This window comes from Futiania mangrovi, from assembly GCF_024158125.1.
Lineage (GTDB): Bacteria > Pseudomonadota > Alphaproteobacteria > Futianiales > Futianiaceae > Futiania > Futiania mangrovi.
In genome coordinates, this window is the sequence record NZ_JAMZFT010000002.1 from 941,402 (window position 1) to 966,224 (window position 24,823).

Annotated in this window: 22 protein-coding genes; 10 read left to right on the top strand and 12 right to left on the bottom strand. The window is 68.5% G+C overall.

The window, feature by feature from the left end; all coding sequences use genetic code 11:
- Positions 1 to 41: 41 nt before the first annotated feature.
- From NJQ99_RS11370 to NJQ99_RS11385, 4 genes are all read right to left on the bottom strand, one after another.
- A complete protein-coding gene (locus NJQ99_RS11370) occupies positions 42 to 407 on the bottom strand; it encodes a MaoC family dehydratase (protein WP_269332949.1) in 366 nt (121 codons plus the stop codon).
- Positions 408 to 420: 13 nt separating this feature from the next.
- Entirely contained in the window at positions 421 to 834 is a 414-nt protein-coding gene (locus NJQ99_RS11375; protein ID WP_269332950.1) for a hotdog family protein, read from the bottom strand.
- Positions 831 to 1,643 carry an enoyl-CoA hydratase/isomerase family protein gene (locus NJQ99_RS11380; protein ID WP_269332951.1) on the bottom strand — a complete coding sequence of 271 codons (813 nt, stop codon included), beginning with the start codon at positions 1,641 to 1,643 and terminating at the stop codon, positions 831 to 833. The genes NJQ99_RS11375 and NJQ99_RS11380 overlap by 4 nt, the downstream gene beginning before the upstream one ends.
- Before the next feature lie 85 nt (positions 1,644 to 1,728).
- Positions 1,729 to 2,865 carry an acyl-CoA dehydrogenase family protein gene (locus NJQ99_RS11385; RefSeq protein ID WP_269332952.1) on the bottom strand — a complete coding sequence of 379 codons (1,137 nt, stop codon included), beginning with the start codon at positions 2,863 to 2,865 and terminating at the stop codon, positions 1,729 to 1,731.
- A 210-nt stretch (positions 2,866 to 3,075) separates the two neighbouring features.
- Between NJQ99_RS11385 and NJQ99_RS11390 the strand changes: the two genes are divergently transcribed.
- From NJQ99_RS11390 to NJQ99_RS11400, 3 genes are all read left to right on the top strand, one after another.
- On the top strand, positions 3,076 to 3,591 hold the full coding sequence (locus tag NJQ99_RS11390; RefSeq protein ID WP_269333224.1) for a TRAP transporter small permease: 516 nt from the start codon (positions 3,076 to 3,078) through the stop codon (positions 3,589 to 3,591).
- 4 nt (positions 3,592 to 3,595) lie between these two features.
- Positions 3,596 to 4,903, top strand: a complete 1,308-nt coding sequence (locus tag NJQ99_RS11395; protein ID WP_269332953.1) for a TRAP transporter large permease — start codon at positions 3,596 to 3,598, stop codon at positions 4,901 to 4,903.
- Positions 4,904 to 4,976: 73 nt separating this feature from the next.
- Positions 4,977 to 6,110, top strand: a complete 1,134-nt coding sequence (locus tag NJQ99_RS11400; RefSeq protein WP_269332954.1) for a C4-dicarboxylate TRAP transporter substrate-binding protein — start codon at positions 4,977 to 4,979, stop codon at positions 6,108 to 6,110.
- Positions 6,111 to 6,195: 85 nt separating this feature from the next.
- On the opposite strand, the gene NJQ99_RS11405 is transcribed toward NJQ99_RS11400, so the two are convergent.
- Together NJQ99_RS11405 and NJQ99_RS11410 are read right to left on the bottom strand one after the other, a co-directional pair.
- The gene (locus tag NJQ99_RS11405) at positions 6,196 to 7,350 is read right to left on the bottom strand and encodes an acyl-CoA dehydrogenase family protein (RefSeq protein ID WP_269332955.1); all 1,155 of its coding nucleotides are present in this window, start codon (positions 7,348 to 7,350) and stop codon (positions 6,196 to 6,198) included.
- Positions 7,351 to 7,454: 104 nt separating this feature from the next.
- The gene (locus NJQ99_RS11410) at positions 7,455 to 8,273 is read right to left on the bottom strand and encodes an IclR family transcriptional regulator (RefSeq protein ID WP_269332956.1); all 819 of its coding nucleotides are present in this window, start codon (positions 8,271 to 8,273) and stop codon (positions 7,455 to 7,457) included.
- Positions 8,274 to 8,447: 174 nt separating this feature from the next.
- On the opposite strand from NJQ99_RS11410, the gene NJQ99_RS11415 reads away from it, so the two are divergent.
- On the top strand, positions 8,448 to 10,145 hold the full coding sequence (locus tag NJQ99_RS11415) for a flavin-containing monooxygenase (RefSeq protein WP_269332957.1): 1,698 nt from the start codon (positions 8,448 to 8,450) through the stop codon (positions 10,143 to 10,145).
- A gap of 18 nt (positions 10,146 to 10,163) precedes the next feature.
- Here NJQ99_RS11415 and NJQ99_RS11420 read toward each other — a convergent pair whose 3' ends face one another.
- The 3 genes from NJQ99_RS11420 to NJQ99_RS11430 all read right to left on the bottom strand — a co-directional run bounded on the left by NJQ99_RS11420 (position 10,164) and on the right by NJQ99_RS11430 (position 13,689).
- A complete protein-coding gene (locus tag NJQ99_RS11420; RefSeq protein ID WP_269332958.1) occupies positions 10,164 to 10,346 on the bottom strand; it encodes a hypothetical protein in 183 nt (60 codons plus the stop codon).
- Positions 10,347 to 10,472: 126 nt separating this feature from the next.
- The gene (locus tag NJQ99_RS11425; RefSeq protein ID WP_269332959.1) at positions 10,473 to 11,831 is read right to left on the bottom strand and encodes an acetyl-CoA hydrolase/transferase family protein; all 1,359 of its coding nucleotides are present in this window, start codon (positions 11,829 to 11,831) and stop codon (positions 10,473 to 10,475) included.
- Positions 11,832 to 11,952: 121 nt separating this feature from the next.
- Positions 11,953 to 13,689, bottom strand: a complete 1,737-nt coding sequence (locus tag NJQ99_RS11430) for an acyl-CoA dehydrogenase family protein (protein ID WP_269332960.1) — start codon at positions 13,687 to 13,689, stop codon at positions 11,953 to 11,955.
- Positions 13,690 to 13,917: 228 nt separating this feature from the next.
- On the opposite strand from NJQ99_RS11430, the gene NJQ99_RS11435 reads away from it, so the two are divergent.
- Together NJQ99_RS11435 and NJQ99_RS11440 are read left to right on the top strand one after the other, a co-directional pair.
- Positions 13,918 to 15,501 carry a S1 family peptidase gene (locus NJQ99_RS11435; RefSeq protein ID WP_269332961.1) on the top strand — a complete coding sequence of 528 codons (1,584 nt, stop codon included), beginning with the start codon at positions 13,918 to 13,920 and terminating at the stop codon, positions 15,499 to 15,501.
- A gap of 108 nt (positions 15,502 to 15,609) precedes the next feature.
- Entirely contained in the window at positions 15,610 to 16,026 is a 417-nt protein-coding gene (locus tag NJQ99_RS11440) for a DUF3775 domain-containing protein (protein ID WP_269332962.1), read from the top strand.
- A gap of 28 nt (positions 16,027 to 16,054) precedes the next feature.
- On the opposite strand, the gene NJQ99_RS11445 is transcribed toward NJQ99_RS11440, so the two are convergent.
- On the bottom strand, positions 16,055 to 16,834 hold the full coding sequence (locus NJQ99_RS11445; protein ID WP_269332963.1) for an SDR family oxidoreductase: 780 nt from the start codon (positions 16,832 to 16,834) through the stop codon (positions 16,055 to 16,057).
- Between the two features lie 15 nt (positions 16,835 to 16,849).
- Complete coding sequence (locus NJQ99_RS11450; protein WP_269332964.1) at positions 16,850 to 18,799, bottom strand: AMP-binding protein; 1,950 nt, start codon at positions 18,797 to 18,799, stop codon at positions 16,850 to 16,852.
- Between the two features lie 370 nt (positions 18,800 to 19,169).
- On the opposite strand from NJQ99_RS11450, the gene NJQ99_RS11455 reads away from it, so the two are divergent.
- From NJQ99_RS11455 to NJQ99_RS11465, 3 genes are all read left to right on the top strand, one after another.
- The gene (locus tag NJQ99_RS11455) at positions 19,170 to 20,036 is read left to right on the top strand and encodes a TauD/TfdA dioxygenase family protein (protein ID WP_269332965.1); all 867 of its coding nucleotides are present in this window, start codon (positions 19,170 to 19,172) and stop codon (positions 20,034 to 20,036) included.
- Between the two features lie 36 nt (positions 20,037 to 20,072).
- On the top strand, positions 20,073 to 20,780 hold the full coding sequence (locus NJQ99_RS11460; RefSeq protein ID WP_269332966.1) for a 4-carboxy-4-hydroxy-2-oxoadipate aldolase/oxaloacetate decarboxylase: 708 nt from the start codon (positions 20,073 to 20,075) through the stop codon (positions 20,778 to 20,780).
- Positions 20,781 to 20,901: 121 nt separating this feature from the next.
- The gene (locus NJQ99_RS11465; RefSeq protein WP_269332967.1) at positions 20,902 to 21,822 is read left to right on the top strand and encodes a LysR family transcriptional regulator; all 921 of its coding nucleotides are present in this window, start codon (positions 20,902 to 20,904) and stop codon (positions 21,820 to 21,822) included.
- A 9-nt stretch (positions 21,823 to 21,831) separates the two neighbouring features.
- Here NJQ99_RS11465 and NJQ99_RS11470 read toward each other — a convergent pair whose 3' ends face one another.
- Positions 21,832 to 23,394, bottom strand: coding sequence for an acyl-CoA synthetase (locus NJQ99_RS11470; RefSeq protein ID WP_269332968.1), 1,563 nt, complete (start codon positions 23,392 to 23,394; stop codon positions 21,832 to 21,834).
- Between the two features lie 284 nt (positions 23,395 to 23,678).
- Between NJQ99_RS11470 and NJQ99_RS11475 the strand changes: the two genes are divergently transcribed.
- Positions 23,679 to 24,821 carry a CaiB/BaiF CoA transferase family protein gene (locus NJQ99_RS11475; RefSeq protein WP_269332969.1) on the top strand — a complete coding sequence of 381 codons (1,143 nt, stop codon included), beginning with the start codon at positions 23,679 to 23,681 and terminating at the stop codon, positions 24,819 to 24,821.
- The last annotated feature ends 2 nt before the right edge of the window (positions 24,822 to 24,823 follow it).

Below are 24,823 nucleotides of genomic sequence, written 5' to 3' on the forward strand. Positions count from 1 at the left end.
TCCGGGCGCGGACGGGAAGGGGGCTTTGCCCAGCTGTGCCGCTACAGCGCGGCCCAGCCGTCGATGACCGGCTGACCGTCCTGGTTCTTCACCCAGACGCGATAGCGGCCCGGCGTCTCCGGATCGGGTTTGCCGCCCGCGGTCACCGTGTCGCCGATGCGCACCGGGCGCGTGAAGCGGACCTCGACCTCCGCGCCGGCGGTCTTCTCGTCGCCGAACGTCTCCGCCAGCGACTGCCAGATCAGGGCGAGCGACATGGTCCCGTGCGCGATCACGCCGCCCATGGGCGTCGTCGCGGCGAACACGGGGTCCACGTGCAGCGGGTTGAAGTCGTCGGTCACCTCCGCATAGAGGTTGATCTTCTCCGCGTCGACGGCGAGGGACACGGGCGTCAGGCTGTCGGCCATGGGGGTCATCTCCTCACGCGGCCCAGATCAGGGTCATGCGGCCTTCGAACAGGATGTTCCCGTCGGCATCGCGGCTCTCACTCGCCAGGTGCACCCAGCGGCGTTCCTTGCGCATCTCCTTGCCCTCGCAGGTGATGCGGGTCGTCACCGCTTCGCCGAGGCGCGGGCGGCGGTGCATCTTCACGCGCTGGCCCGCGTGGACGTTTCCGGGCGGGCGCGGGGCCACCACGGCCATGTAGGCCCGCATGATCATGGTCATCACCATGCCGTGCGGCATGTGCGTCTCGTGCCGTCCGTCCGCCGGAAAGAGCTTCAGCCACGGGTCGAGGATCGCGGTGTCGAGCACCACCGTCTCCTCGCCCATCACCGCGCCGGGCTGGAAGCGGTCGAAGGTCAGAATCTCCGCATCCGGGGGCGCGCCGCTCATTGCCCGTCCCTCCTGAGCCGGTCCCAGTCGAAGGGCAGGGGCTCCTTGCCGAGGAAGCGGCGCACCGCCTCGCGGTGATACTCGCTGGAGATGCACACCGCCTGTCCGAACGCCTCCATCTCCGACAGCGCGTGCTGGTCGAGGTCGAAGGACTGGTTGAGGATGCCCTTGGCGATCCCGATGGCGTCGCGCGAGGCGTGTTTGAAGCGGTTGGCGAAGGCGATGGCGCCGGCGCGCAGGTCTTCCGGCGCGAACACCTCCGACACGATGCCGATGCGCTGCGCCTCCTCCGCCCCGACGGTGCGGGCCGTGAGCACCAGGTCCTTCGCCCGGTGCATCCCGACCGTGCGCGGCAGCAGGAAGAAGCCGCCGAGGTCGGGGATCAGGCCGATGCGCCCGAACACCGCGCAGAACTTCGCGCGCGTCGAGCACAGCACGAAGTCGGCGGCGAGTGCCAGGTTGAAGCCCGCCCCGAAGGCCGGGCCGTCCACCGCCGCGATAACGGGAAGTTCGAGGTCGACCAGCTCCCTGAACCAGACGTGCAGCAGGCGGATGCGCTCCCGGTTCTGCTGGCTCGACCGCTCCCCCTCCGACAGCGCCTTCAGGTCGCCGCCCGCGCAGAACGCGCCGCCCGAGCCCGTCAGCAGCAGTGCGTGCAGCGACCGGTCCGCGCGGATCTCCGGCAGCAGGTCCCGGATCTCGTTGCGCATGGTGATGTCGAGGGCATTGCGGCTTTCCGGCCGGTCGAGTTCGAGGATGGCGAGGCCGTCCTCCACCCGGTAGCTGATCGCCTGGTGTCTGCCGCCCATTGCATCCCTCGTTGTTCTTGATGAGAAAGCTTATTCTTTCAGGAGAAGCTATGGGGCGCCGCCGGGGCTGTCAATTCGGCGGCGCTCACAGCTCCAGCCCGCGCGCGATGAGGTTGCGCTGGATGTCGCTCGTCCCCTCGCCGATGACATAGACCAGCGAGTCGCGATGGATCCGCCCGACCGGGTATTCGCGCATGATGCCGGAGCCGCCGTGGATGCGGATCGCCTGCTCGCTGACGCGGACGGCGACCTCGCTTGCAAAGAGCTTCACCTTGGACGCAGTCACCGTGTCGAGCGTGCCCTGGTCGACCCGCCATGCGCCGTAATAGACGAGCCAGCGCGCCGCCTCGATGTCGGTCGCCATGTCGGCGAGCTTGTGGGCGATGGCCTGGTACTGGCCGATGCGCTTGCCCGCGACCTCGCGCTCCCTGGCATAGCGGGTGGCGGCGTCGAGCGCGGCGCGCGCCATGCCGAGCGAGTTGGCTGCCACGCCGACGCGGTTCTCCGCCAGCGAGTCGAGGACGACCGGATATGTGCCCGTGCGTCCGCCGAGCAGGCAATCGTCCGGCACGAAGGCGTCGGCGATGTAGAGGAGGCCGGTTTCGGAAGCCTTGATGCCTTCCTTGCCGAGCTTCGAGATGTCGATGCCCGCGCAGGGAAGCTCCACGATGAAGATGCTGATCGCGTCGGGCTTCAGTTCCGGCGACGTGCGCGCCACCAGCAGCATGAAGTCCGCGATGGGCGCGTTGGTGATGTACATCTTCGCGCCATTGATCTTCCAGCCGCCGTCGACCTTCTCCGCCCGCGTCTTGAGCGCGCGGATGTTCGAGCCCACGTCGGGCTCGCTGAGGCCGAAGCACGCGATCTTCTCCCCCGCCAGCGCGGGATGGAAGAAGCGTGCGCGCTGTTCCGGCGTGCCGGCCCTCCAGATCGGCCAGATGCCGAGATGGGTGTGCGCCGACCAGCTCGACGCGAAGGCCTGCGAGACGTAGCTCAGCTCCTCGCGGATGATGCAGTCGCTGACCTTGTCGAAGCCCGAGCCGCCGTCCTCCGCCGGGTAGCGCACGCCGAGCAGGCCCGTCTCGCCCCATTTGCGGAAGATCTCGCGCGGGAATGTCTCGCTTTCCTCCGCCGCCCGCACCAGCGGCGCGATCTCCTTCTCGCAGAACCTGCGAACGGTTTCGCGCACCTGCTCCTGCTCCGCGCTGAACGCGAAATCCATGGCTCTTCATCCCTCCTGGCTGCTTCCGTCTTGTGGCGGACCGTCGCGACACATCCGCTTGCATTCTAACTGAAAAAAAATATTCTAACTAGGAAACAACAAGCCCCGGTGCCGCCGGCCCTGTCAAGTCTGGGGGCGTGCGCGCAAGATCGCCGGACCACCGGCAAGGGGCGGGCGGAAACGCCCGGAAGGGGAGGGAGCAGCGCCTTGGTGCTCGGGTTTTTCAGATGGTCGACCGAGACCTGCCTCCGCCTGTCGGGGGTCGCTCTGCTGCTGATGATGGTCCAGATCAATCTCGACGTGTTGGGCCGCTACCTGCTCAACGAGCCGCTGCCCGGCACGACCGAGATCGTCACCGCCTATCTCATGGTCGCCATCGTATTCCTGCCGCTTGCGCGCGTGGAGATGGCGGATGCGCATATCTCGGTCGACCTGATCGCGCAGTTCCTGCCCGTGGGCGCGCAATTGCGGCTGCAGGCGCTGGCCTGCGCGGCGGGGGCGGCGTTCTTCGGCCTGCTGACCGGGTCGAGCTGGCAATCGGCCATGGCCAAGTACCGCATCGGCGAATACGTGATGGGCGAGTTCTCCGTCGTGGTCTGGCCGTCGCGCTTCTTCGTGCCGCTCGGCTGCGGGCTGATGACTGCGCTGCTGCTCTACAAGGGCTGGCGGCTGCTGATCGGCGACGACGCGCTGGTGCGCGACGCCTCCGGCCCGGCGGAGCATTGAGGCGATGAGCGGTCTCGAGATCGGCTTCGGTAGCCTTGGCGTTCTCCTGCTCCTCATGCTGCTGCGCGTGCCCGTCGGCATTGCGCTGGGCCTCGTCGCCTATGGCGGCATCTACCTGCTGCTGGGGCCCGTCGCCGCCTGGGGCATCCTCACCGCGATCCCCTACGACTTCACCGCGCACTGGACGCTGAGTTCGGTGCCGATGTTCCTGCTCATGGGCTATGTCTGCTTCCATGCCCAGCTGACGGAGGGCCTGTTCCGCGTGGCCCGCGCCTGGCTCAGCTGGCTGCCGGGCGGCCTGGCCGTCGCCTCGGTGGGGGCGAGCGCGGCCTTCTCCGCGGTCACCGGCTCCTCCGTCGCGTGCGCCGCCGCCATGGGCCGCATCGTCGTGCCGGAGATGCTGCGCGCCAACTACGACAAGGGGCTTGCGACGGGCGTTGTCGCGGCGGCCGGCACAATCGGCTCTATGATCCCGCCCAGCATCATCCTTCTGATCTACGGCATCTTCGCGGAGGTGCCGATCGGCAAGCTGTTCGTCGCGGGCATCCTGCCGGGCCTTCTGTCGGCCTTCATGTTCGGTTTGATGATCGTGATCCGCGTCAGCCGCAACCCGGAGCTTGCGCCCACCACCAGCGTGCGTGAGACCCTTGCGGAGAAGCTCGCCGCCTTCCGCGGCACCTGGCCGGTCATCGTGCTGGTGATCGGGGTCTTTGGCGGCCTGTTCGGCGGCGTGTTCACGCCGACGGAGGCGGGTGCGGTCGGTGCGGGCCTCGCCTTCCTGATCGCGTTCGCCCAGCGCACGCTGACCCGCAAGACGATGGGCCAGGCGGTGCTGGAGACGCTCTACAGCACGTCGTCGATCTTCATCATCGCCATCGGGGCGGCGCTGCTGACCCGCCTGATGGCGCTGGCCGGGGTGGCCGACTACCTCTCCGATCTCGTCGTGCAGCACGAGGTCGGGACCATCGGGCTGCTGATCGGCATTTCCGTCGTCTACCTGATCCTCGGCATGTTCCTCGACCCCATCGGGATCATGCTGCTGACGCTGCCGATCTTCCTGCCCGTGGTCCAGCACGTGGGCGTCGACCTGATCTGGTTCGGCATCCTGCTCGCAAAGTACCTGGAGATCGCGCTGATCACGCCGCCCGTGGGTCTCAACGTCTTCGTCATCAAGGGGATGGTCGGCAACCTCGTCTCGACGGCGACGATCTACCGCGGCGTGATGTGGTTCCTCGTGGCCGACCTCATCACGCTGGGCCTTCTGATCGGCTTTCCGGCCATCACGCTGACCCTGCCCTCGCTCATGGACTGAGGACGGGCACCGGGCGGCGCGCCTGCGCTGCGCGAACCAAGAACCGCAAAGAACACTATCTGGGAGGACACACATGAAACACCGGCTTCTCACACTCGCGGCGGCGGCGGGCCTCGCCGTCACCGCTTCGTTCGCGGGCAGTGCGCAGGCCGCGGAAGGCCGCTTCGCCGCCTTCCTTCCGCCGGCCAACCCCGTCGTGGGGCAGGGCGCCGAACCCTTCATCGAGCGCGTGGCGAAGGACACCAATGGCGAGCTGACCTACAAGCTGTTCGCCGGGGGCGCGCTGCTCGGCGGCAAGAACATGGTCGAGGGCCTGCAGACGGGCGTCGCCGACATCGGGCAGATCGTGTTCGGCTATTTCCCGGCCGAGTTTCCCTACGCGACGCTGATCGCCGACATGGCAATCTATGGCAGCAACGCGCCTGCCATCGCGGCGGCGGTCAGCGAGTTCGCACTGCTCAATTGCGAAGGTTGCCTTGCGGAGTTCAAGAAGCTCGGCCTCGTGCACATGGGCGGCACCAGCACGTCGCCCTATGTGCTCATGTCGCGCGACAAGATCGAGACGCTCGACGAGCTGAAGGGCAAGAAGGTCCGGACGCCGGGCGCGCTCTGGGACCGCTGGGTGCGCGCAGCGGGCGGCACGCCGGTCAACATCTCTGCCGGCGAAATCTACGAGGCGATGTCGCGCGGCCAGGTCGACGCCGTGCTCAACGCCTTCGGCGCGATGAAGAGCCACAGCCTGTGGGACGCGGCCAAGCACGTGACGAACCTGCAGCTCGGCACCTACCGGTCCTGGGGCATCTTCACGGTCAGCGCCCGGCATTGGGAGGGCCTGTCGCCGGCGCACCGCCGCGTGCTGCTCGACAATGCCGCGCGCGGCATCCTGCAGGCGGCGCTCGGTTACATCGCGACCGACGACGCGGCCCGCGCGGAGATCGGCCAGCACAATGTCTCGGTCCACGAGCCGTCGGATGGCATGCGTCAGCAGCTGGCGGAGTTCCTCAAGACCGATCGCCCGAACATCATCGAGAACGCGAAGACAAAGCTGAACATCGCCGAGCCCGAGCCGCTGATGGAGAAATTCGTCGCGCTCGTCGAGAAGTGGGAGGCGCTCTACGCCCCGCTTGGCAAGGATCTCGACAAGATGACGGAACTGCTGATGCAGGAGGTCTTCTCGAAGATCGACGAGAACACCCACGGTCTCTGACCGCGGCTTCGAACGCAAGAAAAAGGGACGGGCCGGGACATGCGTTCCGGCCCGTTTCGCGTCGCCCCATGGGAGGGGTCCGGTCTCAGTCGCAGGGCAGGCCCATCTGCCGGGCGATGGCCCGCAACTGGATCTCGTAGCTGCCGACGGTGACGGGCGCGACCAGCGCGTCCATCGCCATGCGCATGGCCGGAAGCTCGCTCGTCAGGCCCCAGCCGCCGGCGACATGCAGCGCGGTCTGCGTGACCCGCACGACCGCCTGCGTGACGAAGAGCTTGGCGGTCGAGACGTCGAGGATCACATCGCCGACGGGCACGCCCGAATCCCACTTGCGTGCGGCGTGGTAGGTGAGATGGCGCGCGGCCTCCACGTCGACCTTCGCCTGGGCCAGCTGGAAGGCGATCGACTGGTTCGCCCCGATCGGGCGGCCGAACTGCTGGCGGGTCTGCGCATACTCCACCGCCCAGTCGAGCGCGTGCTGCATGTGCCCCAGCCAGCGGGCGGACACCATGATCCGCTCCCGGTTGAAGCCGGCCATGATTTCGCGGAAGCCTGCGTCGAGGCGTCTTTCCTCGGGCACCCGCACGTCGTTCAGCGTGATGCGGTAGGTGGGGGCGGGGCGGTTCACATAGGTGTCGATCTGGCTCGCGATCACGCCCTCGCTCGCCCGGTCGACGGCGAAGAACTGCATGCCGTGGCGCCCCTTGGAGGGATCGGTCTGGGCGAGCAGGACCAGTACGTCCGCATCTCCGCCAAGCGTGATGAAGGCCTTCATGCCGCTGAGCATCCAATGGTCGCCGTCGCGCGTCGCGCGCGTGCTGACGTTCTGGATGTCGTTGCCGGCCTCAGGCTCGGTCACGGCGATGGCGACCATGCAGTCGCCAGCGATGTTGCGGCGGGCAAGTTCGCGGTGCTGCGGCGCGCCGAAGTCGTAGAGGATCGAGCCCGCCACGTTCTGCACCAGCAGGGAGACCGCGAGGTTCGGATTGACCTTGGAGACCTCCTCGAGGCAGATCGCCTCCTCTGTCGCGCCGAGGTTGGCCCCGCCGATATCCTCGGAGGCGGTGATCCCGATCAGGCCGGCGCGCGCGGCCGCCTCGTAGAAGTCGCGCGGATATGCCTTCTCCCGGTCCGCCTTTTCCCAGCGCGGGGCGGCCTCGACCTCCGCGAACCTGCGGCACATGTCGCGGAAGACCGGTTCCTCGATGGTGTTGGCGCCGGGCCGGCGCGTGACGGTCATGGCCTGCGGTCTCCCCGATCTGCAAGACGTGCCCGCACCCGGTATCGGCTGCGGTCTTTCAAGGTCTGGCAAAGTCTGGCGGATCGGGAAATGTGAATCAATATTCATTCGCCAGGAGAAAAAGTTTTCTCCATGGCTGAATCTGCGGGCGCGCTCCCGCCCAGCGCCAGAGATGCGTCGCGCGCCGCGACGCGGATGTCCTGGGCCAGTTCCCGCGTCTCGCGCGCACCGACCTGCGCACTGAAGGCGACCGCGCTCATCGCCAGCACCGGCTCGCCCTGCTTGTTGAGGATCGGGGCCGAGATCGTGGTCACGCCGCGCACGTAATTGCCGCGGTCGATGGCATAGCCGCGCCGGTGCACTTCCTCGACGTCCTCCATCCAGTCTTCGAAGGTCTGGGGGTCCTGCAGGCGGATCGCCTCGTACCGGCTGCGCAATTCCTCCGGCGGCATCTGGCTGTAGGCGGCGAAGCAGCGGCCCAGCGCACCGAGGAACAGCGGCAGCCGCTGCCCGATGTTCATGGAGACATGCATCGCCGCATCCGATTCCGCGCGGTCGACCAGCACGGCACGGTCATCGCTCATGCGGTCCCAGAGCGTCATGGTGACCCCGTGCTTGCGCGCGATCCGCTTGAGCGAAGGATGCAGCATGCGGATATGGGTGTTCCGGTCGAGCGCCCCCTGCGCCAGCGCGACGAGACCGAGACCCACCGTGTAGCTCTTCGTCTTCTCGTCGAAGACCACGAGCCCCTCGTGGACCAGCGTCCGCAGCAGGTGGTAGCAGGTGCTGGGATTGAGGGAGAGGTCGCGCGCGACCTGCGTCACGCCGACGGCTGCGTTCGTCCGCTGCAGGTAGCGCAGCACGGCGAGCCCGTTGACCAGGGCGCCCACGAGCTTCTCCGGCGTGTCAGTCCGTTCGGCCATTTCTCTCTCAGAACAATCTTGACGATTGAGAATATACGCCGTGCGCGTTCAGGCGTCCATCGGTGCGCGGCGTGCGACCCAGCGTTGCAGGCGCCGGGCATGCCTTGAAACCGCCGGGAGCGGCATGGTTTCATCCCGCAGTGTCAGGACAAGAGCAAGAAGGAAGGCCGCCGCATGGCACGCAGGGACGCGGATTTCGACGCGCTGATCGTCGGCGCGGGGTTCGCCGGCATGTATCAGCTTCACGCGCTGCGCGACCGGCTGGGCCTTCGCGCGCAGGTGATCGAGGCCGGCAGCGGCGTCGGCGGCACCTGGTACTGGAACCGCTATCCGGGCGCGCGCTGCGACACCGAAAGCCATGCCTATTGCTATTATTTCTCCGACGCCCTGCTGGAGGAGTGGGAGTGGTCGGAGCGCTATCCGGCCCAGCCGGAGATCCTGCGCTATCTGAACTTCGCGGCTGACAGGCTCGACCTGCGCCGCGACATCCGCTTCGACACGCGCGTCACCGGTGCGCGCTACGACACGGAAGCCAATCTCTGGCACGTGGAGACGGACACGGGCGAAACGCTCAGCACGACATGGCTGATCGCCGCGGTGGGCTGCCTTTCCGCGGCCAATATCCCGGACATTCCGGGGCTGGAGCGGTTCGAGGGTGCATGGTACCACACCTCCGACTGGCCCGAAGGCGGCGTCGACTTCACGGGCAAGCGCGTCGGGCAGATCGGCACGGGCTCCACCGGCATCCAGACCGCACCGGCCATCGCGGAGACGGCGGCGCACCTGACGGTCTTCCAGCGCACGGCAAACTACAGCGTCCCGGCCCGCAACCGGCCGCTGGACGAGGACTTCACGCAGGCGTTCCGCGAGAACATCCCGCACTACCGCGATCTGCTGCGCTCGACGCCCAACGGCCATCCCTTCCGCCTGGCCGACCGCAAGGTGGCCGACGTGACGGAGGAAGAGCGCCGGAAGATCTACGAGGAGGCATGGGCGAAGGGCGGGCTGCAGTTCCGCGCCGTGTTCAAGGACCTGGGCGTCGACCGCGAGGCGAACGCGACCGCGTCAGACTTCATCAAGGCGAAGATCCGCGAGACGGTGACGGACCCGCGCAAGGCCAATATCCTCGCGAACATCGACCATCCCTACGGCGCCAAGCGCCCGCCGATCGACACCCATTATTTCGAGACGTTCAACCGCGCGGACGTCGACCTTGTCGATCTGCGTGCAACACCCATCGTCGAGATCACCGCGACCGGCATCCGCACGACGGAGGCGACCTACGACCTCGACGTGATCGTGTTCGCGACGGGCTTCGACGCGATCACCGGGCCGCTTCTCAAGCTGAACATCACGGGCGCTGGCGGCCTGACGCTGGCCGAGGCCTGGCAGGCGGGGCCGCGCAGTTTCCTCGGCCTGCAGGTGCCGGGCTTCCCGAACCTCTTCACGATCACCGGTCCCGGCAGCCCGTCGGTGCTGACCAACATGCCCGTCGCCATCGAGCAGCACGTGGAATGGATCGCCGGCTGCATCGCGTGGATGCGCGAAAACGCCATCGCGGCGATGGAGGCGGACGAGGACGCGGCGGAAGCCTGGGGGCGGCACGTCAACGACGCGGCGAACGCGACGCTGCTGCCGACGGTGCCGCACTCCTGGTACCTGGGCGCGAACATTCCGGGCAAGCCGCGCGTGTTCATTCCCTACGCGGGCGGCCTGCCGCGCTACCGCGCCATCTGCGAGGATGTCGCAGCACAGGGCTACCCTGGCTTCCGGACCAAGGACACCGCAGGAAAGACGCGGGCCACCTCGAACGGCCTGCCGCCGATCCGCGGCTTCACGGCCCCGCTGGAAGCGGAGCCGCAAGCCGTCTGACGCACCTGGGCGCCTGTCTCAGCTTTCGTGCGCGCCGCGCATCTCGCTGATGGCCTTTTGCACCATCCGCCAGCTTTTCGCGGTGGCGGCGTTGCCTGCGGTCTCTGCGGCCTGCGCCTTCTGCGCGGCCTCGGCCTCGGCCTTGGCGCCGTGGGCGTCGAACAGTTCCCGCGCATAGGCGGCGATCTTGGCTGCTTCCATGGGTCTCGCTCCCTTCGGTCGGGGGCGGGGGCACGGTCCGTGCGCCCATGCCCGCCCGCTGTGGCGTTCTGCCTTGCCTGGAGACGTAAGCATGACCACGCCGGCTGCCAACCGCCTTGACCGCGATCAAGCCTGGGCGGGCGCGGCCCCCGCGGGGTGGAGCGTGCGCGGGATCAGCCGCAACTCGTCGCGCGCGGCGCGCATCAGGTCCTCGCGGAAGTCGGGATGGGCGAGGCCGATGATCCGCAGCGCCCGGTCCGCCATGGTCAGGCCGCGCAGGCAGGTGATGCCCTGCTCGGTGCAGACGTAATGGATGTCGTTGCGCGTGATGCTGACGACGGAGCCCGTGGGCAGAACGGGCTGGATGCGGGAGACCGTGCCGCCCTTGCCCGTCGATGGCAGCATGATGACGCCGATCCCGCCCGGCGCGACCGACGCGCCGTAATGGAAGGCCCATTGGCCGCCCACGCCGCTGTAATGCTGCGGGCCGACCGTCTCCGACGCGCACTGGCCGAACAGGTCCATCTGGATCGTCGCGTTGATCGACACCTGCCGGTGGTTCCGCGCGATCACCGCCGGGTCGTTGGTGTAGGAAATGGGGTGGAATTCCACTGCCGGGTTGTCGTCCACGAAGTCGTAGAGCCGCTTCGACCCGATGGCGACGGCGGAGATCATCTTGCCCGGATGCAGCGTCTTGCGTGCATTGGTGATGACGCCCGCCTCCCACAGGTCGACGGCCCAGTCGAACAGCGCCTCGGAATGGACGCCGAGGTCCTTCTGCCCGCCCTTCGCCAGTTGCCGGACGACGGCGTCAGGCACCTTGCCCACGCCGACCTGCAGCGTCGCGCCGTCTTCCACCAGGCTTGCGATGTGGCGGGCCATGGCGGCCTCGTCCGGCGTCGGCGCCTCGCCCGACATGGAGATGGTCTTCACCGGGTCGTCGGTTTCGAGCACGAAGTCGACCCGGCCCGCAGGGAGATAGCAGGTACCGTGGGTGCGCGGCTGGTGCGGGCTCGTCTCGAACAGCACGCGCCTGGCCTTGGGCAGGAAGTCCACGATCCAGCCGCCGAACGCGCCAAGGCCGAAGAAACCGTGCCGGTCCATGGGTGCCGTCGCGCTGACCAGAAGGTCGATGTCATAGGGGAAGTCGGCGCCCGCGTGATGCGGGTGCAGCGGACGGTAGCTCGCGCGCCCGTCGCGGATCGCGTCGATCACCGGCCGGTCGTAGGAGAAGTCGGAGATGTGGTAGATGTTCTCCGCGAACTCCGGCCCCATGATCTCCGGCTCGACCGGGAACTGCTCCTGCCGCATCGGGTGGGCGAGGCGGATCCCGCGGAACCTGTGTGCGTTCTTCGCCAGGATCTGGAGGAAGCGGTTCGGAAGCCCCGTGCCGCCGTTGATGCAGATGAGCATGTCGTCGCGCAGGAGGCCGACGATCTCCTCCTCGCTCAGGGCCGGGATGCCGCGTGCGGTGCGTCCTGTCATGGTCGTCCTCCCTGGCCCTCGGCCCCTCAGTCTGGCGTCTTGCGCGCCTTCAGGGGCCTGAGTGTGCCAAGGAAGCCCGTGCCCTGTCCAATGCGGTTGCGGCAGGGCGGCCCGGCGGCGCTCAGGCCGCCGAGGCTGCGTCCAGCAGGCCGGGCAGCGCGTCCGCGTCCGGATCGTCCGCGGCGAGCGGATCGCGCGTCCGCACCCGGTGGCGCAGCACCATCTCCGCCAGCGTCCGGCGGTGCGGGTCGCCGAGCCGTGCGCTTTCCCACGCCAGCATGGCAGCGGATGCGACATGGTAGAGGCCCGCCGCCGCCTGCCGGGTCAGCGCCACGTCGTCCGCCTCCGCCACGTGGCGGGCGAGTGCCACGGCGCGGCCGATCGCGTTCTCCAGCCCCGGCAGGGGATTGCCGTCCTCGGCGATCAGCCGGGCGAGGTGTGCCTCCAGAGCCTCCAGCGAGCCCTCCCGCCGGATCGCGCGGATCACGTCGAGGGCGACGACATTGCTCGTCCCCTCCCAGATCGAGCCGAGGTGCGCGTCGCGCACCAGGCGGGCGTCGGAGAACTCCTCGATGTAGCCGCAGCCGCCGCGCACCTCCATCGCGTCGCCAGTGACGACGCGCGCGTCGCGGCAGGCCCGGTACTTGATGAGCGGCGTCAGGATGCGCAGCAGCGCATAGGCCCCGTCCTCGCCCGCGTCCGACCGGCGCAGCGTGTCGGCCGTCTGCAGCATCATGGCGCGCGCCTGCTCCGCCCGCATCAGCATCTTGGCAAGCTGGCGGCGCATCAGCGGCATGTCGATCAGGTGCCGGCCGAAGGCCACGCGGTTGCGCGCGATGTACATGGATTCGCTGAAGGCGCGGCGCATCATGCCCGCAGCCCGCACGCCGTTCGACAGGCGCGAGGAATTGACCATGTCGGCCATCTGCCGGAAGCCCGCGCCCGGATCCCCGACGAGGAAGGCGGTCGCGCCCTCCAGCCTTATCTCCCCGCTCGCCATCGAGCGGGTGCCGAGCTTGTCCTTCAGCCGCACGATCCGGTAGGCGTTCGCGCTTCCGTCCGGCAGCGTCTTCGGCAGCAGGAACAGGCCGACGCCCTTGATCCCCGCCGGGCCGTCCTTCAGCCGCGCCAGCACCATCGCAAGGCCAGCATCGGCGTTGGAGCAGAACCACTTGTCGCCCGAGAGCCGCCAGGTGCCGTCGCCCGCAGGCTCCGCCATCACTGCGGTCGCGCCGACGTCCGAGCCCGCGCCCTGTTCGGTCATGAACATCGCGCCCTGGGACAGCGCGTCGAGATCCTGGCTCGTCAGCGCCGGGAGGTAGCGGGCGACGAGGTCCTCCGACCCGAACTTGCGCAGCGTGCGCGTCAGGCTGTCGGTCATGTTGACCGGGCAGAGCAGGCCGAACTCCGCCTGCACGAAGAGGAAGGTGACCGCGTATTTCGCCACCGGCGGCATCTTCTCGGGCCAGTCGAGCACGCCGCCGCGATGCGACATGGCGGCAAGGCCGAAGTCGCCGAAGGCAAGCTGCTCCATCTCCCGGTAGGCGGGGTGGTAGTCGATCTGGTTCACGTCCTCGCCCCGGCGCGTGCGGGTGCGCAGCACGGGCGGATTCCGGTCTGCCGTGCCGGCGAGCGTGTCGAGGCGGCCGCCCGCAAGCGCGCCCAGCCGGTCGAGGTGCGGCTCCATGTGCGCCTTGAGATCGGCGGGCATGTAGAGGCCGAGCAGCGGCGCCATCCACGGGTCCGCGCGGAAGAGGTTCAGCCCATAGGCGTCCGGCACCGCCTCGGCGCCGGTCGGGGGGGCCGGATGAGCGGTTGCATCGACCGGCTTCAGGGTGCGTGCTGCGCTGGCGGTCATGGCGCCACCTCTCCATTTCTTATGTAGAATTAGTTGCAGAATACAGAAAGCCTGAACGCGGTACAATGCCGGCACCGCACGTCTGCCCTTCGCGATCCGGCCCCCCCGGTGCACCCGGACGGTTGTGCGGCCCGGCCCGTTCGCGCACTGTTGAAGGCGACGAGGCCCGGGCAGGGCCTTGCAGCGGGCAGTGTGGCGTGCAGCCCGGCAGTGATGGGCGGGGAGGTCATGCAGCCGCAGACGCCAGACCATGAACCGCAGGCCGACGCGCCGCTTCCCGTCGCGGCGTTCGAGCATCTGACCGGTCCGTCGCGCGGCACCGTGACATGGGTGGGGCAGCCGGACCTGATCGTGTTCCTCACCGGCACCGGGCGGGTGCGCGTCGCTGCGTCCGGCGCTGCCGAGCCAGGGCAAACCCCCGTCGCCCGATTGCGCCGGTACGACGGCAGCTACGAGGTTTCCGCCTTCGACGGGCAGCCCCTGTGGGTCAATGGCGCGGCGGTGGAGACGCGCCGGCTGCGTCACCTGGACATGATCGAGTTCGGGGAAACCGGACCCATGTCGCGGATCTATCTCTGCCACGACGGGCAGGTGCTCAGGCCCGGCGTCGGCACGGTGCTGAGTGATGCCGCTGCCTATCTCCGGTCCAGCCGGAAGCCCGTTTCCCGCCGCGTCCTGAGCGCAGCGGGGCAGGTGCAGCGCCGCCTCGCGCGGGAGACGACGTGGGCGTTTCGCATAGGCGTCGTGATCGCGCTTGCCGCCCTTGCCTTCGTCGCCTGGCAGCAGAGCCGTATCAACACGCTGCTGCGCCAACAGATCGAGAGCGGCCAGGCGCAGGTCGAGGCGGTGTCCCGCCTGCTCGCCCGAACGAGCGAGGAGGCGCCGACGCCCGCCGACCTCGACAGGCTGCGGGAGACGCTTGCGCGCCGCATGGAACTCACCACGGAACGGGTCGCCGAACTGGAGCGCCGTACGACCGCCGTGGGCCGCGTGATCGCGCGGGCAAGCCCCTCGATCGTCTTCCTGCAGGGCGGCTACGGCTTCCGGGATCGGGAGACCGGGCGGATGCTGCGGCACGTGCTGGGCCCGGGGGGCAAGCCCGCCCTTCTGCCGGGCGGCTTTCCGCTGCTGTCGCTCGATGGCGACGGTCCGGTCGCTGAGAGGCAATTTCTCGGCACCGGCTTCGCCGTGGGGGATGAGGGGCTCGTCGTGACCAGCGGGCACGTCGGGGAGCCGTGGGAGGAGGACGTGAACGTCGCCGCCCTCGGAACGCAGGGGCTTGAGCCGGTGCTGAGGCGCTTCATCGCCTATCTCCCCGGCCGCCCCGAGGCCAGCCCCGTGGCACTGCTCCGGGCCAGCGCCGAGGCCGACCTTGCGGTGCTGCGCCTCGACGCGGGCGAGGGGCTGCCGCCAGGCCTGCAACTCGCCGATGCGCCGCCGCGGGCGGGCGACGAGGTCATCGTCATGGGCTATCCCACGGGCATGCGCACGATGCTCGCGCAGGCGGGCGAGGCCTTCATCGCGGCGCTGGAGGAGGCGGGGCCGCTCGACTTCTGGTCGGTTGCCGCGCGCCTCGCCGAGACCGGCCGCATCATGCCGCTGGCAAGCCGCGGCATCGTCGGCAGGGCCTCGGGAGAGGCAGTCGTCTACGATGCCGAGACGACCTATGGCGGCTCCGGCGGTCCGGTCCTCGACCTCGACGGGCGCGTCGTCGCAGTCAATACGGCGATCCTGCCCGAATATGGCGGATCGAACCTGGGCGTACCCGCCGAGCAGGTGCGCCGCCTGCTGGAAGAGAGCAAGACGAACTAGGGCAATGCGGCCCATTGATCCGCGTCAAGGCGGCTCATGCCGCGCTCCGGTACTGGATAGGCGCAGTGCGGATTGCGGATTGCTGCAGCAAAGCAAGCGGTGGATGCCATGGATGAAGAAGCCCCAGACCTGTCGATTTCAGGCGAGCGTCTCTTCTACATCATCATGAAGGCGCGGGAGTTCGACGAGAAGGTCGCGCCCGGCGAGATGGACGAGGGCTCCAACCCGTCCGACGACAACAGCGTGTCGATCCTCGAGGACTATGCCGACGATCCGACGCTGCAGGAGTTGCAGACGGCGCTGGACGACCTGAACGTGGACGCCCAGCTCGATCTCCTGGCGCTGATGTGGTTCGGGCGGGGCGACACGGACAGCTTCGCGGAGGCGCGCGTCCAGGCCGCCGACACGACGGACAAGCACATCCCGGGCTACCTGATCGGCACGCCGCAGCTGTCGGACTACCTGGAGGAGGCGCTCTCCCAGCTCGGCATATCCGTGACCGAATTCGGCGAGGGGCACCTGTAGCCGGCGCCGCTCGCCGCCGGGCCGGCCTTCAGACCGACCGCGTCGACGTGATGCCGCCGTCGATCGTGATGATCGTCCCCGTGGTGTAGGCCGACCGGGGGGATGCGAGGAAGGCGAACAGGTCCGCCACCTCGCGCACCTTGGCGGGCCGGCCGAGCGGATAGGCCGCGAGCAGTTCCCGGTAGCGGCTCTCGTCGCCCCACTGGTCCTTCGCGCGCTTCTTCTGCAGGTTGACGATGCGGCTCGTCTCGACCGGGCCGGGGTTCACGCCGACGACGCGGATGCCGTCCTTCAGGCTCGGGCCGCCCAGTGCGCGCGTGAAGGCCATCAGCGCGGCATTGCCGGTCGTGCCGCAGATGTAGCGGAAATCGAAGTTTTCCCCGCCATTGCCGATGTTGTTGAGGATGACGCCGCCGCCGCGCTCCTTCATCTTCGCGTAGAAGGCGCGGCACAGGTCGATGTAGCCGAAGACCTTCGCGTCCCAGCCCGCACGCCACGCCTCGCCGTCGACCTGCCAGAGGTCGCCACCCGGAATGGCGCCCGCGTTGTTGATGAGGATGTCGGCGTCCCCGGCCTCGGCCAGTACGGCTGCTGCCGCCTCGGGCACGGTCAGGTCCTGTTGCTGGACCGTCACCTCGACGCCGTGCGCGGCGCGCAGGCGGTCGGCGACCTTCTCGAGGTTCCCGGCGGAGCGGGCGACGAGATGCAGGTTGCAGCCCTCCTCCGCGAACACGTCCGCAAGGCCTTCCCCGATGCCCTGCGACGCGCCGGTTATGACGACCTTCTTGCCGCGAAGCTGCAGATCCATCTTTCTCTCCCCCTTCTATCGTGATCCGACGATGCGGGCGATCTCCCCGATCGCGTCCGGATTGACGAGCGCCGTGAGGTCGCCCTGCGGCGCGTCCGTATAGATGCCGCGGATGACGCGGCGCATGATCTTCGAACTGCGCGTCTTGGGCAGCTGTTGCACGAGGTAGACCTCGCGCGGGGCGAACGGCTTGCCGAGCCGGTCCTGCACGCGCTTGCGCACCTCTGCCAGGAACTCCCGCGTCTCCCGCAGCCTGCTGCCGGTCAGGAAGGCGACGATGGCCTGCCCCTTCAGCGGGTCGGGCACGCCGATCACAGCCGCCTCCTCGACACCTGCAAGCTCGACGAGGATGGCCTCGACCTCCGCCGGGCCGACCCGCTTGCCCGCGACCTTGATCGTGTCGTCGGAGCGGCCGAGCATGAAGTACTGCCCGGTCGCGTCGCGCATGGCGAGGTCGCCATGGACCCACAGGCCGGGGATGGCGCTCCAGTAGGTTTCGAGATAGCGCGCGTCGTCCTCCCAGAAGGAGGCGGTCATGCCGACGAAGGGTTCGCGGACGACAAGTTCGCCCGTCTGAAGGGTGACGGGTTTGCCGTCGAGGTCGACCACGTCGACCGCCACCGCCCCGCCGCGCGCGTTGAAGCCTGCCGGCACGATGGGCTTGACGACCACGCTGCCGAGCAGCGCGCCCGATACCTCAGTGCCCCCGGTGTAGTTGATGAGCGGCACCTCGCCGCGCCCAAAATGGGTCTGGAACCAGAGGAAATGCTCCGGCGCGATGCCTTCGCCCGCTGTGATCAGAAGCTCGATGGAGGAAAGATCAGGCGCGGTCGCCGTCTCCGCATGCGCGGCAAACCCGCGGATGAGCGTGGGCGCCGAGCCGAAGTGCGTGACGCGGTAGGTCTCCACCAGCCGGCCCATGCGCGACCAGTCGGGGAAGTCCGGGGCGCCGTCGTAGCACACGAGCGTCGCGCCCCGCATCAGCGCGGAGCACATGACCAGCGTGCCCGCGATCCAGCCCATGTCGGCGGGCCAGCAGAACACGCTCTCCGCCTTCACATTGAAATTCAGCGCCGCGTCGTGCGCGATGCGGATGGGAAAGCCGCCGTGCGTGTGCACCGGCCCCTTCGGCTTGCCGGTCGTGCCCGAGGTGAAGATCACCATGAAGGGATCGTTGGCGCTCATCGTCAGCGGCGCGACGCGCGGGCCTTCGGGGGCGGTGACTTCCGTCCACGCGACGGCGTCCGCGGGCAGCGGGTCGTCCGCGGGGTGATGCGGCGAGACCTTGAGGATCAGCCGCTCCAGCGTCGGCAGGCGGCTGCACACCTCCCGCACCGTCGGCATCGCGTCCACATAAGCGCCCCGGCGCAGGAAGCCGGTGGTGGCGATCAGCCCCCTGGCCTTGCACGCCTCCAGCCGCGACAGGATCGGCTCGGCCCCGAAACCGCTGAACAACGGCACGACGATGGCGCCGATATAGGCGAGCGCCATCACGGCTGCCGACGCTTCGACCCCGTTCTCCATCAGCAGGCCGACGCGGTCGCCGCGTACGATGCCCTGCTCGGCGAGGCCGGTCGCCACGCGCGCCACGAGATCGCGCAGCTCGGCATAGGTGACGCGGGTGACGTGTCCGTCCTCGGTCTCGGCGACGATGGCGGGCTTGTCGCGGAACGCCGGATCGTCGGCGCGGTCGAGGACGGTATCGGTCCAGTTCAGCTCCCCGCCGACGAACCAGGAGGGAAACTCCTTCCCGCGGCTAAGGTCGCACAGGCGGTCGTAGTCCTTGCGCCAGCGGATCCCGAGATAGTCGTTCATCCGGCGCCAGTAGGCCTCCGGCTCGGCCAGGGACCAGGCGTAAAAGCTGTCGAAGTCGGCCTGTCCGGTATGGCGCATCATCTGCGCCGGGCAGGAGTGCGTCAGGTCTTGCGGGCGGGGATGCCAGGTGCGGGGGGCGCTCTCGCTCATTGCCGTGCGCCGCTCCCGGCGCGGATGGCGCCTGCCGGTTCTGCCCGGCCTTGCATCCCGGCGGTGTCCCTCGCGTGTGTCATGTTGTTGTTTCCTCCCTTGCACACCACCGGCGCCGATACTGCCATCTCGTTCGTCCGGACAAAAGTGCGCTGGCCGCCCCCTCAGCGAAGGGCCGGGTTGCGCGCGCCTCGTCCGAAAAGGTTTGATCGACGCGGGGGGGCTCGGCATATTTCGATATGAAGAAGAAGTCTTCGCGTTCGTGGTGCCGGCCGGCGATGTGCCGGGCCGCGCATCGCGTCACGGGATACGCCACGCGGGTGCGCCTCGGACACGCCGCGTAACGACAGACGAAGGGATGGCCGAACGCATGCCACTGACCACCAAGCCGCTTCATCCGACGTTCGCAAGCCAGGTCGATGTCCAGATCGGCGACGCTGTGCAGAACCCTGCCCTGATCGAGGATCTGAAGGCCTTCTGGCGGACCTCGCCGCTGATGATCTTCCGGCGGCAGGCGCTGACGGAGGAGGAACTCGTGGCCTTCTCGGCCCTGTTCGGCGAGTGCGAGACGGTCAGCCGCCGGGACATCCTGTCGCCCTACAACGACAAGGTCATCTACTTCAGCACGCTGCGTTATGCCGACGGCCGCAATGTCGGCGGCTTCGCGGGCGGCGAGGATGCCGACTGGCATTCCGACCAGACGTTCCGGCCGAACCCGTCGACGGGGGCGCTGCTGCAGGCGGTCGAGGTGCCGCGCGACGGCGGCGACATCTACTGGTCGGACCAGTACGGGGCCTATGACCTCCTGCCCGACGACGTGAAGGCGCTGATCGACGGCAAGACCGGGCGGTACAGCTATGCCAAGCGCCTCGGGATCATGAATGCGTCCGAACTCAAGGACAAGAAGGACGAACTGGCCAAGATGCCGGACGTCTTCCACCCGGTCGTGCTGACGCATCCGGTCACGGGGCGCAAGGCGCTCTACGCGGATCCGACCACGCTCGTCGAGGTCCAGGGCCTCTCGGAGGAGGAGAACGCGCGCGTGCTGCCGATCCTGTTCGCGGCCGGGGCCGACCCCTCGCTGGTCTACAGGCACAAGGTCATGCCCGGCGACGTGATGATGTGGGACAACGGTTGCACCATGCATCGCCGGGATTCCATGCGGCTCGACCAGCCGCGTCTGATGAAGCGCACGACCTTCCGCCTGCCCGGTGCCGCCTATTGCGTGCCGCACTAGACGGGGTCCGGTCCCCGCCAGCGAAAAGGACGCCCAATGCACAGCTCCGTCGTCTACCGGCGCGTGACCCGCGTCGATGCGGCCGTCTGCGAGGCCGCGAAAACCGTCTCCGTGTCGGATGTGCACGAGGCCATGCCGCTGTCGGAGGCCCGCCGGGGCCTGATGTCGCCGCGGATGCGCCCGCTGAACCGGAGCCTGCGCATCGCCGGGCCGGCGGTAACCGCCCATTGCGCACCCGGCGACAATCTGATGATGCACCGCGCGCTTTATCTCGCGGAGCCGGGCGACGTGCTGGTGGTCGTCTGCCAGTCGGAGACATCGGGCGCGCAATGGGGCGACATGGCCGCGCGCTATGCCCTCAGGAAGGGTCTGGCGGGGGTCGTGGTGCAGGGGGCGATCCGCGACACCGACGAGCTGGAGCGCATGACGTTCCCGGTCTGGTCGACGGCCGTCTCGCCCATCCGCCCCGGCAAGGCCGGTGCCGGCGCGGTGAACGTTCCCGTCGCCTGCGACGGCGTCATCGTCAGGCCTGGCGACATGATCATGGCGGACGGGGACGGCGTGATCTGCGTCCCGCGGGAGGGCGCCGCGGCGGCAGTCGAGGCCGCCCGCGAACGCATGACACGTGAGGATACCGTGGCAGCCGCGATCGCCGACGGAGCGCACCTCTGGGACCTGGCGAAGCTGCAGTCGGCGTTTGACGCGCTCGACGTGGAGGAGATCGACGGCCCCTGTCCGGGCTGACCGGCGCCGCCCGCATCCGGTGACCTGCGAGGTTGGACGGCAGTAGGGTTTTGTGCTCGACTGGCTCCCGCGTGAATGGAGCCAGCCGTTGGAAGCTTCCCGAAAAGACAAGCGAAGCGATTTGGCGCTGACAGCCGCCCAGGGACTGATCGATTCCCGGCGGCTGTTCTATTTCTATCATGTTGCACGTGCCGGCCGGTTCAAGACGGCGGAGGCGTTGCTCGGCGTTGCCCAGTCGGCCATGAGCCGCCAGATCCAGGCACTGGAAGCCGACCTGGGTGCGCAACTGCTCGAACGGACGGGGCATGGCGTGCGCCTGACCGAGCCCGGCGAGATCGTCTTCAGGCACGCCGAGGAAATTCTCGGCAAGATGCTGCAGGCCAAGGGAGAGATCCGGGCGGCGGCGCAGAACATCGCGGAGAACGTCAGCATCGCGGGGCCGCCGACGTTCATGTACAGCTACATGCCGGAGATCATCAACCGGTTCCGGCGCGATTTTCCGCACTGCAGCGTCTCGCTCGTCGAGGCGGGCACCGGCAGCATCTATCCCTATCTGTCAAGCGGCGAGGTCGACATCGCCATCGTCATCCAGATCCCGAACTCCACGAAGCTGGAGTTCGAGCAATTGTTCGCCGAGGACATGTACCTCATGGCCGCGCCCGGCGATCCGGTTGCAGGCGAGGGCGTCGCCCGGCGCGAGCGGATCCACGCGCTCGACCACATCCTGCCCGCGTCGCTGCACGGCTCGAAGGAGATCATCAAGAAATATTTCGAGGCGGGCGGCTTCTCGATCAATTGCCGCTTCCACATCGACAGCCTGTCGCTGACGCGCATCCTGCTCTGCCAGGGCGGAGTCTGTTCGATCCTGCCGCGCGCGGCCTGCCGGACCGAGCTGGAGGAGGGCAAGCTGCTCGCACTCCCCCTCGATCCGCCGCTGCAACGCACGCTCTACCTCGCGCGCGTGCGCGACCGCGAGCTGACGCCGGAGACGCAGGCCTTCATGCGGCTGATCGCTGACGTGGTCGCGGAGAAGGGGGTCTAGGACACGCCCTCAGCGCTGGGCGGCCTCGGCGGCCTCGCGCTCCCGGTCGCGCAGCACCTTCCGGTTGACCTTGCCCGCCGGCGTCTTGGGAAGTTCCGCCACGATGTCGATCAGGCGCGGATATTCGTGCTGGCTCAGGCGTTCGCGGACGAAGGTCTGAAGCTCGCGCACGAAAGCGTCCGTGCGGGGCCGTTTGGACACGAGGAACGCCTTGACAACCTGGCCGCGCGTCTCGTCGGGCACGCCGATCACGGCGGCTTCCTGCACGTCGGGGTGCTTGAGCAGCTGGTTCTCGATCTCCACAGCGCTCATCGTCCAACCGGCCGAGATGATCACGTCGTCGGCCCGGCCCGCGTGGTAGAAATAGCCGTCCTCGTCGGTGTAGCCGAGGTCCTTTGTCGGAAACCAGGCATCCCGGCGCCAGACCTTGATCTCGCCGATGGTACCCGGCGGGCAGGGCTTGTCCTCGGCGTCGTGCACTTCGACGCGCGTGCCGGGAACCGCCTTGCCGAGGGAGCCGGGCTTCACGGGGAAGTCCGCTGCGCCGGGATAGCTGACGAGGATGACGCCGACCTCCGTGGTGCCGTAGATGCTGCAGACGGGCTTGCGGAAGACACGGTCGATGAAGTCGAGCGTCTCGGGGTCGATCGGTTCGCCCGTGTAGGAGAGCTTCTCCAGTTGGTAGGTGTAGCGCTCCGCGGCGCCGGAGTTCTTCATCATCCGGTAGTGCGTGGCGGCCGCGGACAGGTTGGTGATCTCGTAGTCCTGCAGCGCCTTCAGCAGGCGTTCCGCGTCGAACCGGCCCGCATAGGCACCCGTCGTGATTCCCATGGCGAGCGGCGCGAGCGTGCCGTGCCACAGGCCGTGCCCCCAGGCCGGCGAGGACGGACAGAAATAGCGGTCGCCCGGACGGATCCCCGTGCCGTAGAGCGCGGCGATCATCACGGTGACGATGGCCTTGTGCGTGTGGCGCACGGCGTCCGGCAGCTCCCGCGTCGTGCCGGAGGTGTACTGGAACATCGCCATGTCGCTCGCCCGCGTCGTGGGCGTGAACTCCGGCGCGTGGTCCCCCAGCGCCTCCATCAGGCCGTCGTCGGCGACGAGGATGTCGAGCCCCGCGATGCCTGCGGCGGTGTCCAGCTTCTCCCGGTTGGTGACGAGTATGCGCGGCGTGCAGTCGTCGACTCGCAGGCGCAGGCCGTCCGGTCCGAACAGCGTGAACAGGGGCACCGCGATCGCGCCCGCCTTCATCGCGCCGAACAGGCAGACGTAGAAGGCAAGCGACGGCTCCAGCATGATGGCGACCCGGTCGCCCTTCTCGACACCGCGCGCCAGGAGCAGGTTCGCGAACCGGGAGGACGCGTCCGCGAGTTCGCGGAAGCGGATCGTCTCATCCCCGCCGTCGGCGAGTGCGATGCGGAGCGCGACGCGGTCGGGGTCTCCGGCGTGCCGGTCCACGCACTCGTGCGCGAGGTTCAGCCGCTCCGGCGTGCCGTCGAGCAGGTCCCAGAGCCGTTCGGGCGAGAAATGCTCTTGCGCGTCGGCCCACGTGGAGAGGTCGGTCAGCTTCACGAAAACGCTCCTCGCAGGACAGCCCCGCCGCCGGGCCGGCAGCGTCGATGCGGGCATATTCCCGGCAGGGATTTGTCGTTGTCAATATGAGATAGGAGATGTAGCATCAAGATATATCAGCGCAATGCAGTTTTGTGCGTTGCAACAAGAATGACGGCTGTCGCCCCCGCATCGCGGGGGCGCGGCACGTGCAATGCCGGGGAAACCGGCGGATCGGGGGGGATGTGTCGGCGAACGGGAACACGCAACCGGCGGACGGTGATGCCTCGTCTTCGTGGCAGCCCTTGCGCGGTGTCCGCGTTGCGGATTTCTCGCTCCTGCTGCCCGGGCCGTTCGCGACCGTCCTGATGGCCGACCTCGGGGCGGACGTCGTGAAGGTCGAGCCGCCGGCCGGCGACTTCGCGCGCAAGATGCCGGTGGCGATGTTCCGGATGGCCAACCGGAACAAGCGCAGCATCGCCGTCGATCTCAAGGATCCTGCCTCCGCCGGTCTGGTGGAGCGGCTGGCCAAATGGGCCGACGTCGCCATCGAGGGGTTCCGCCCCGGCGTCGCGGACCGGCTGGGGATCGGCTACGAGGCGCTGTCCGCGATCAATCCCGGGCTCGTCTATTGCTCGATCTCGGGCTACGGCCAGACGGGGCCTGAGCGACTGCGGCCCGGGCACGACCTGAACTATCTCGCCGCCGCCGGGGCGCTGGCGCTGCCCGGCCACTGGCTCGAGCCGCCGAAGCGTTCGGGCATTCCGGTGGCGGACCTCGCGGCCGGAAGCTTTGCGGTGGTCGCGATCCTCAGCGCCCTGCACGCCCGCAACGCGACAGGCAAGGGGGCGTCTCTCGACCTCAGCCTGGCGGAGGCGGCGCTGTCGCTCGCCTGCGTGCGCTACGGGCCGACGCTCGACCGCCCCAGGCGCGACCACATGTACCCGACCAACGACATCTTCGAGACGGCCGACGGCAAGGCGCTGGCCTTCGGCATCGTCGAGCAGCACTTCTGGGAGGCTCTGGTCGATGCGGTCGGCCACGTGGAGCCGAAGCTGCGCGACCCGAAATATGCGCAGGAGCCGGGCCGGCGCGAGCACGGCGACGAGTTGTCGCGCCTGCTCAAGGCGATGTTCCTGACCCGGCCTGCCGCGGAGTGGATGGGGCTTTTCGAGGGGCACGACGTGCCGGTCAGCCATGTCCTGACGCCGGCCGAGGCCGTGCAGAGCCCGCAGATGGCCGCGCGCGACATGATGCTGACCTGCGAGGGCGAGGCGCACGTGCCCTTTCCGGTGACGGTCAACGGCAAGCGCGGCGGCGCGGTGCGCCGGAATGCGCCGCCGCTCGCCGCCGATACGGACGCCATCCTCGCCGAGTTGGGCTATTCGGTGGAGGATGCCCGCGCGCTGAAGGCCACGGGCGTCCTGAACGTCGCGGGCGGGGCGTAGGG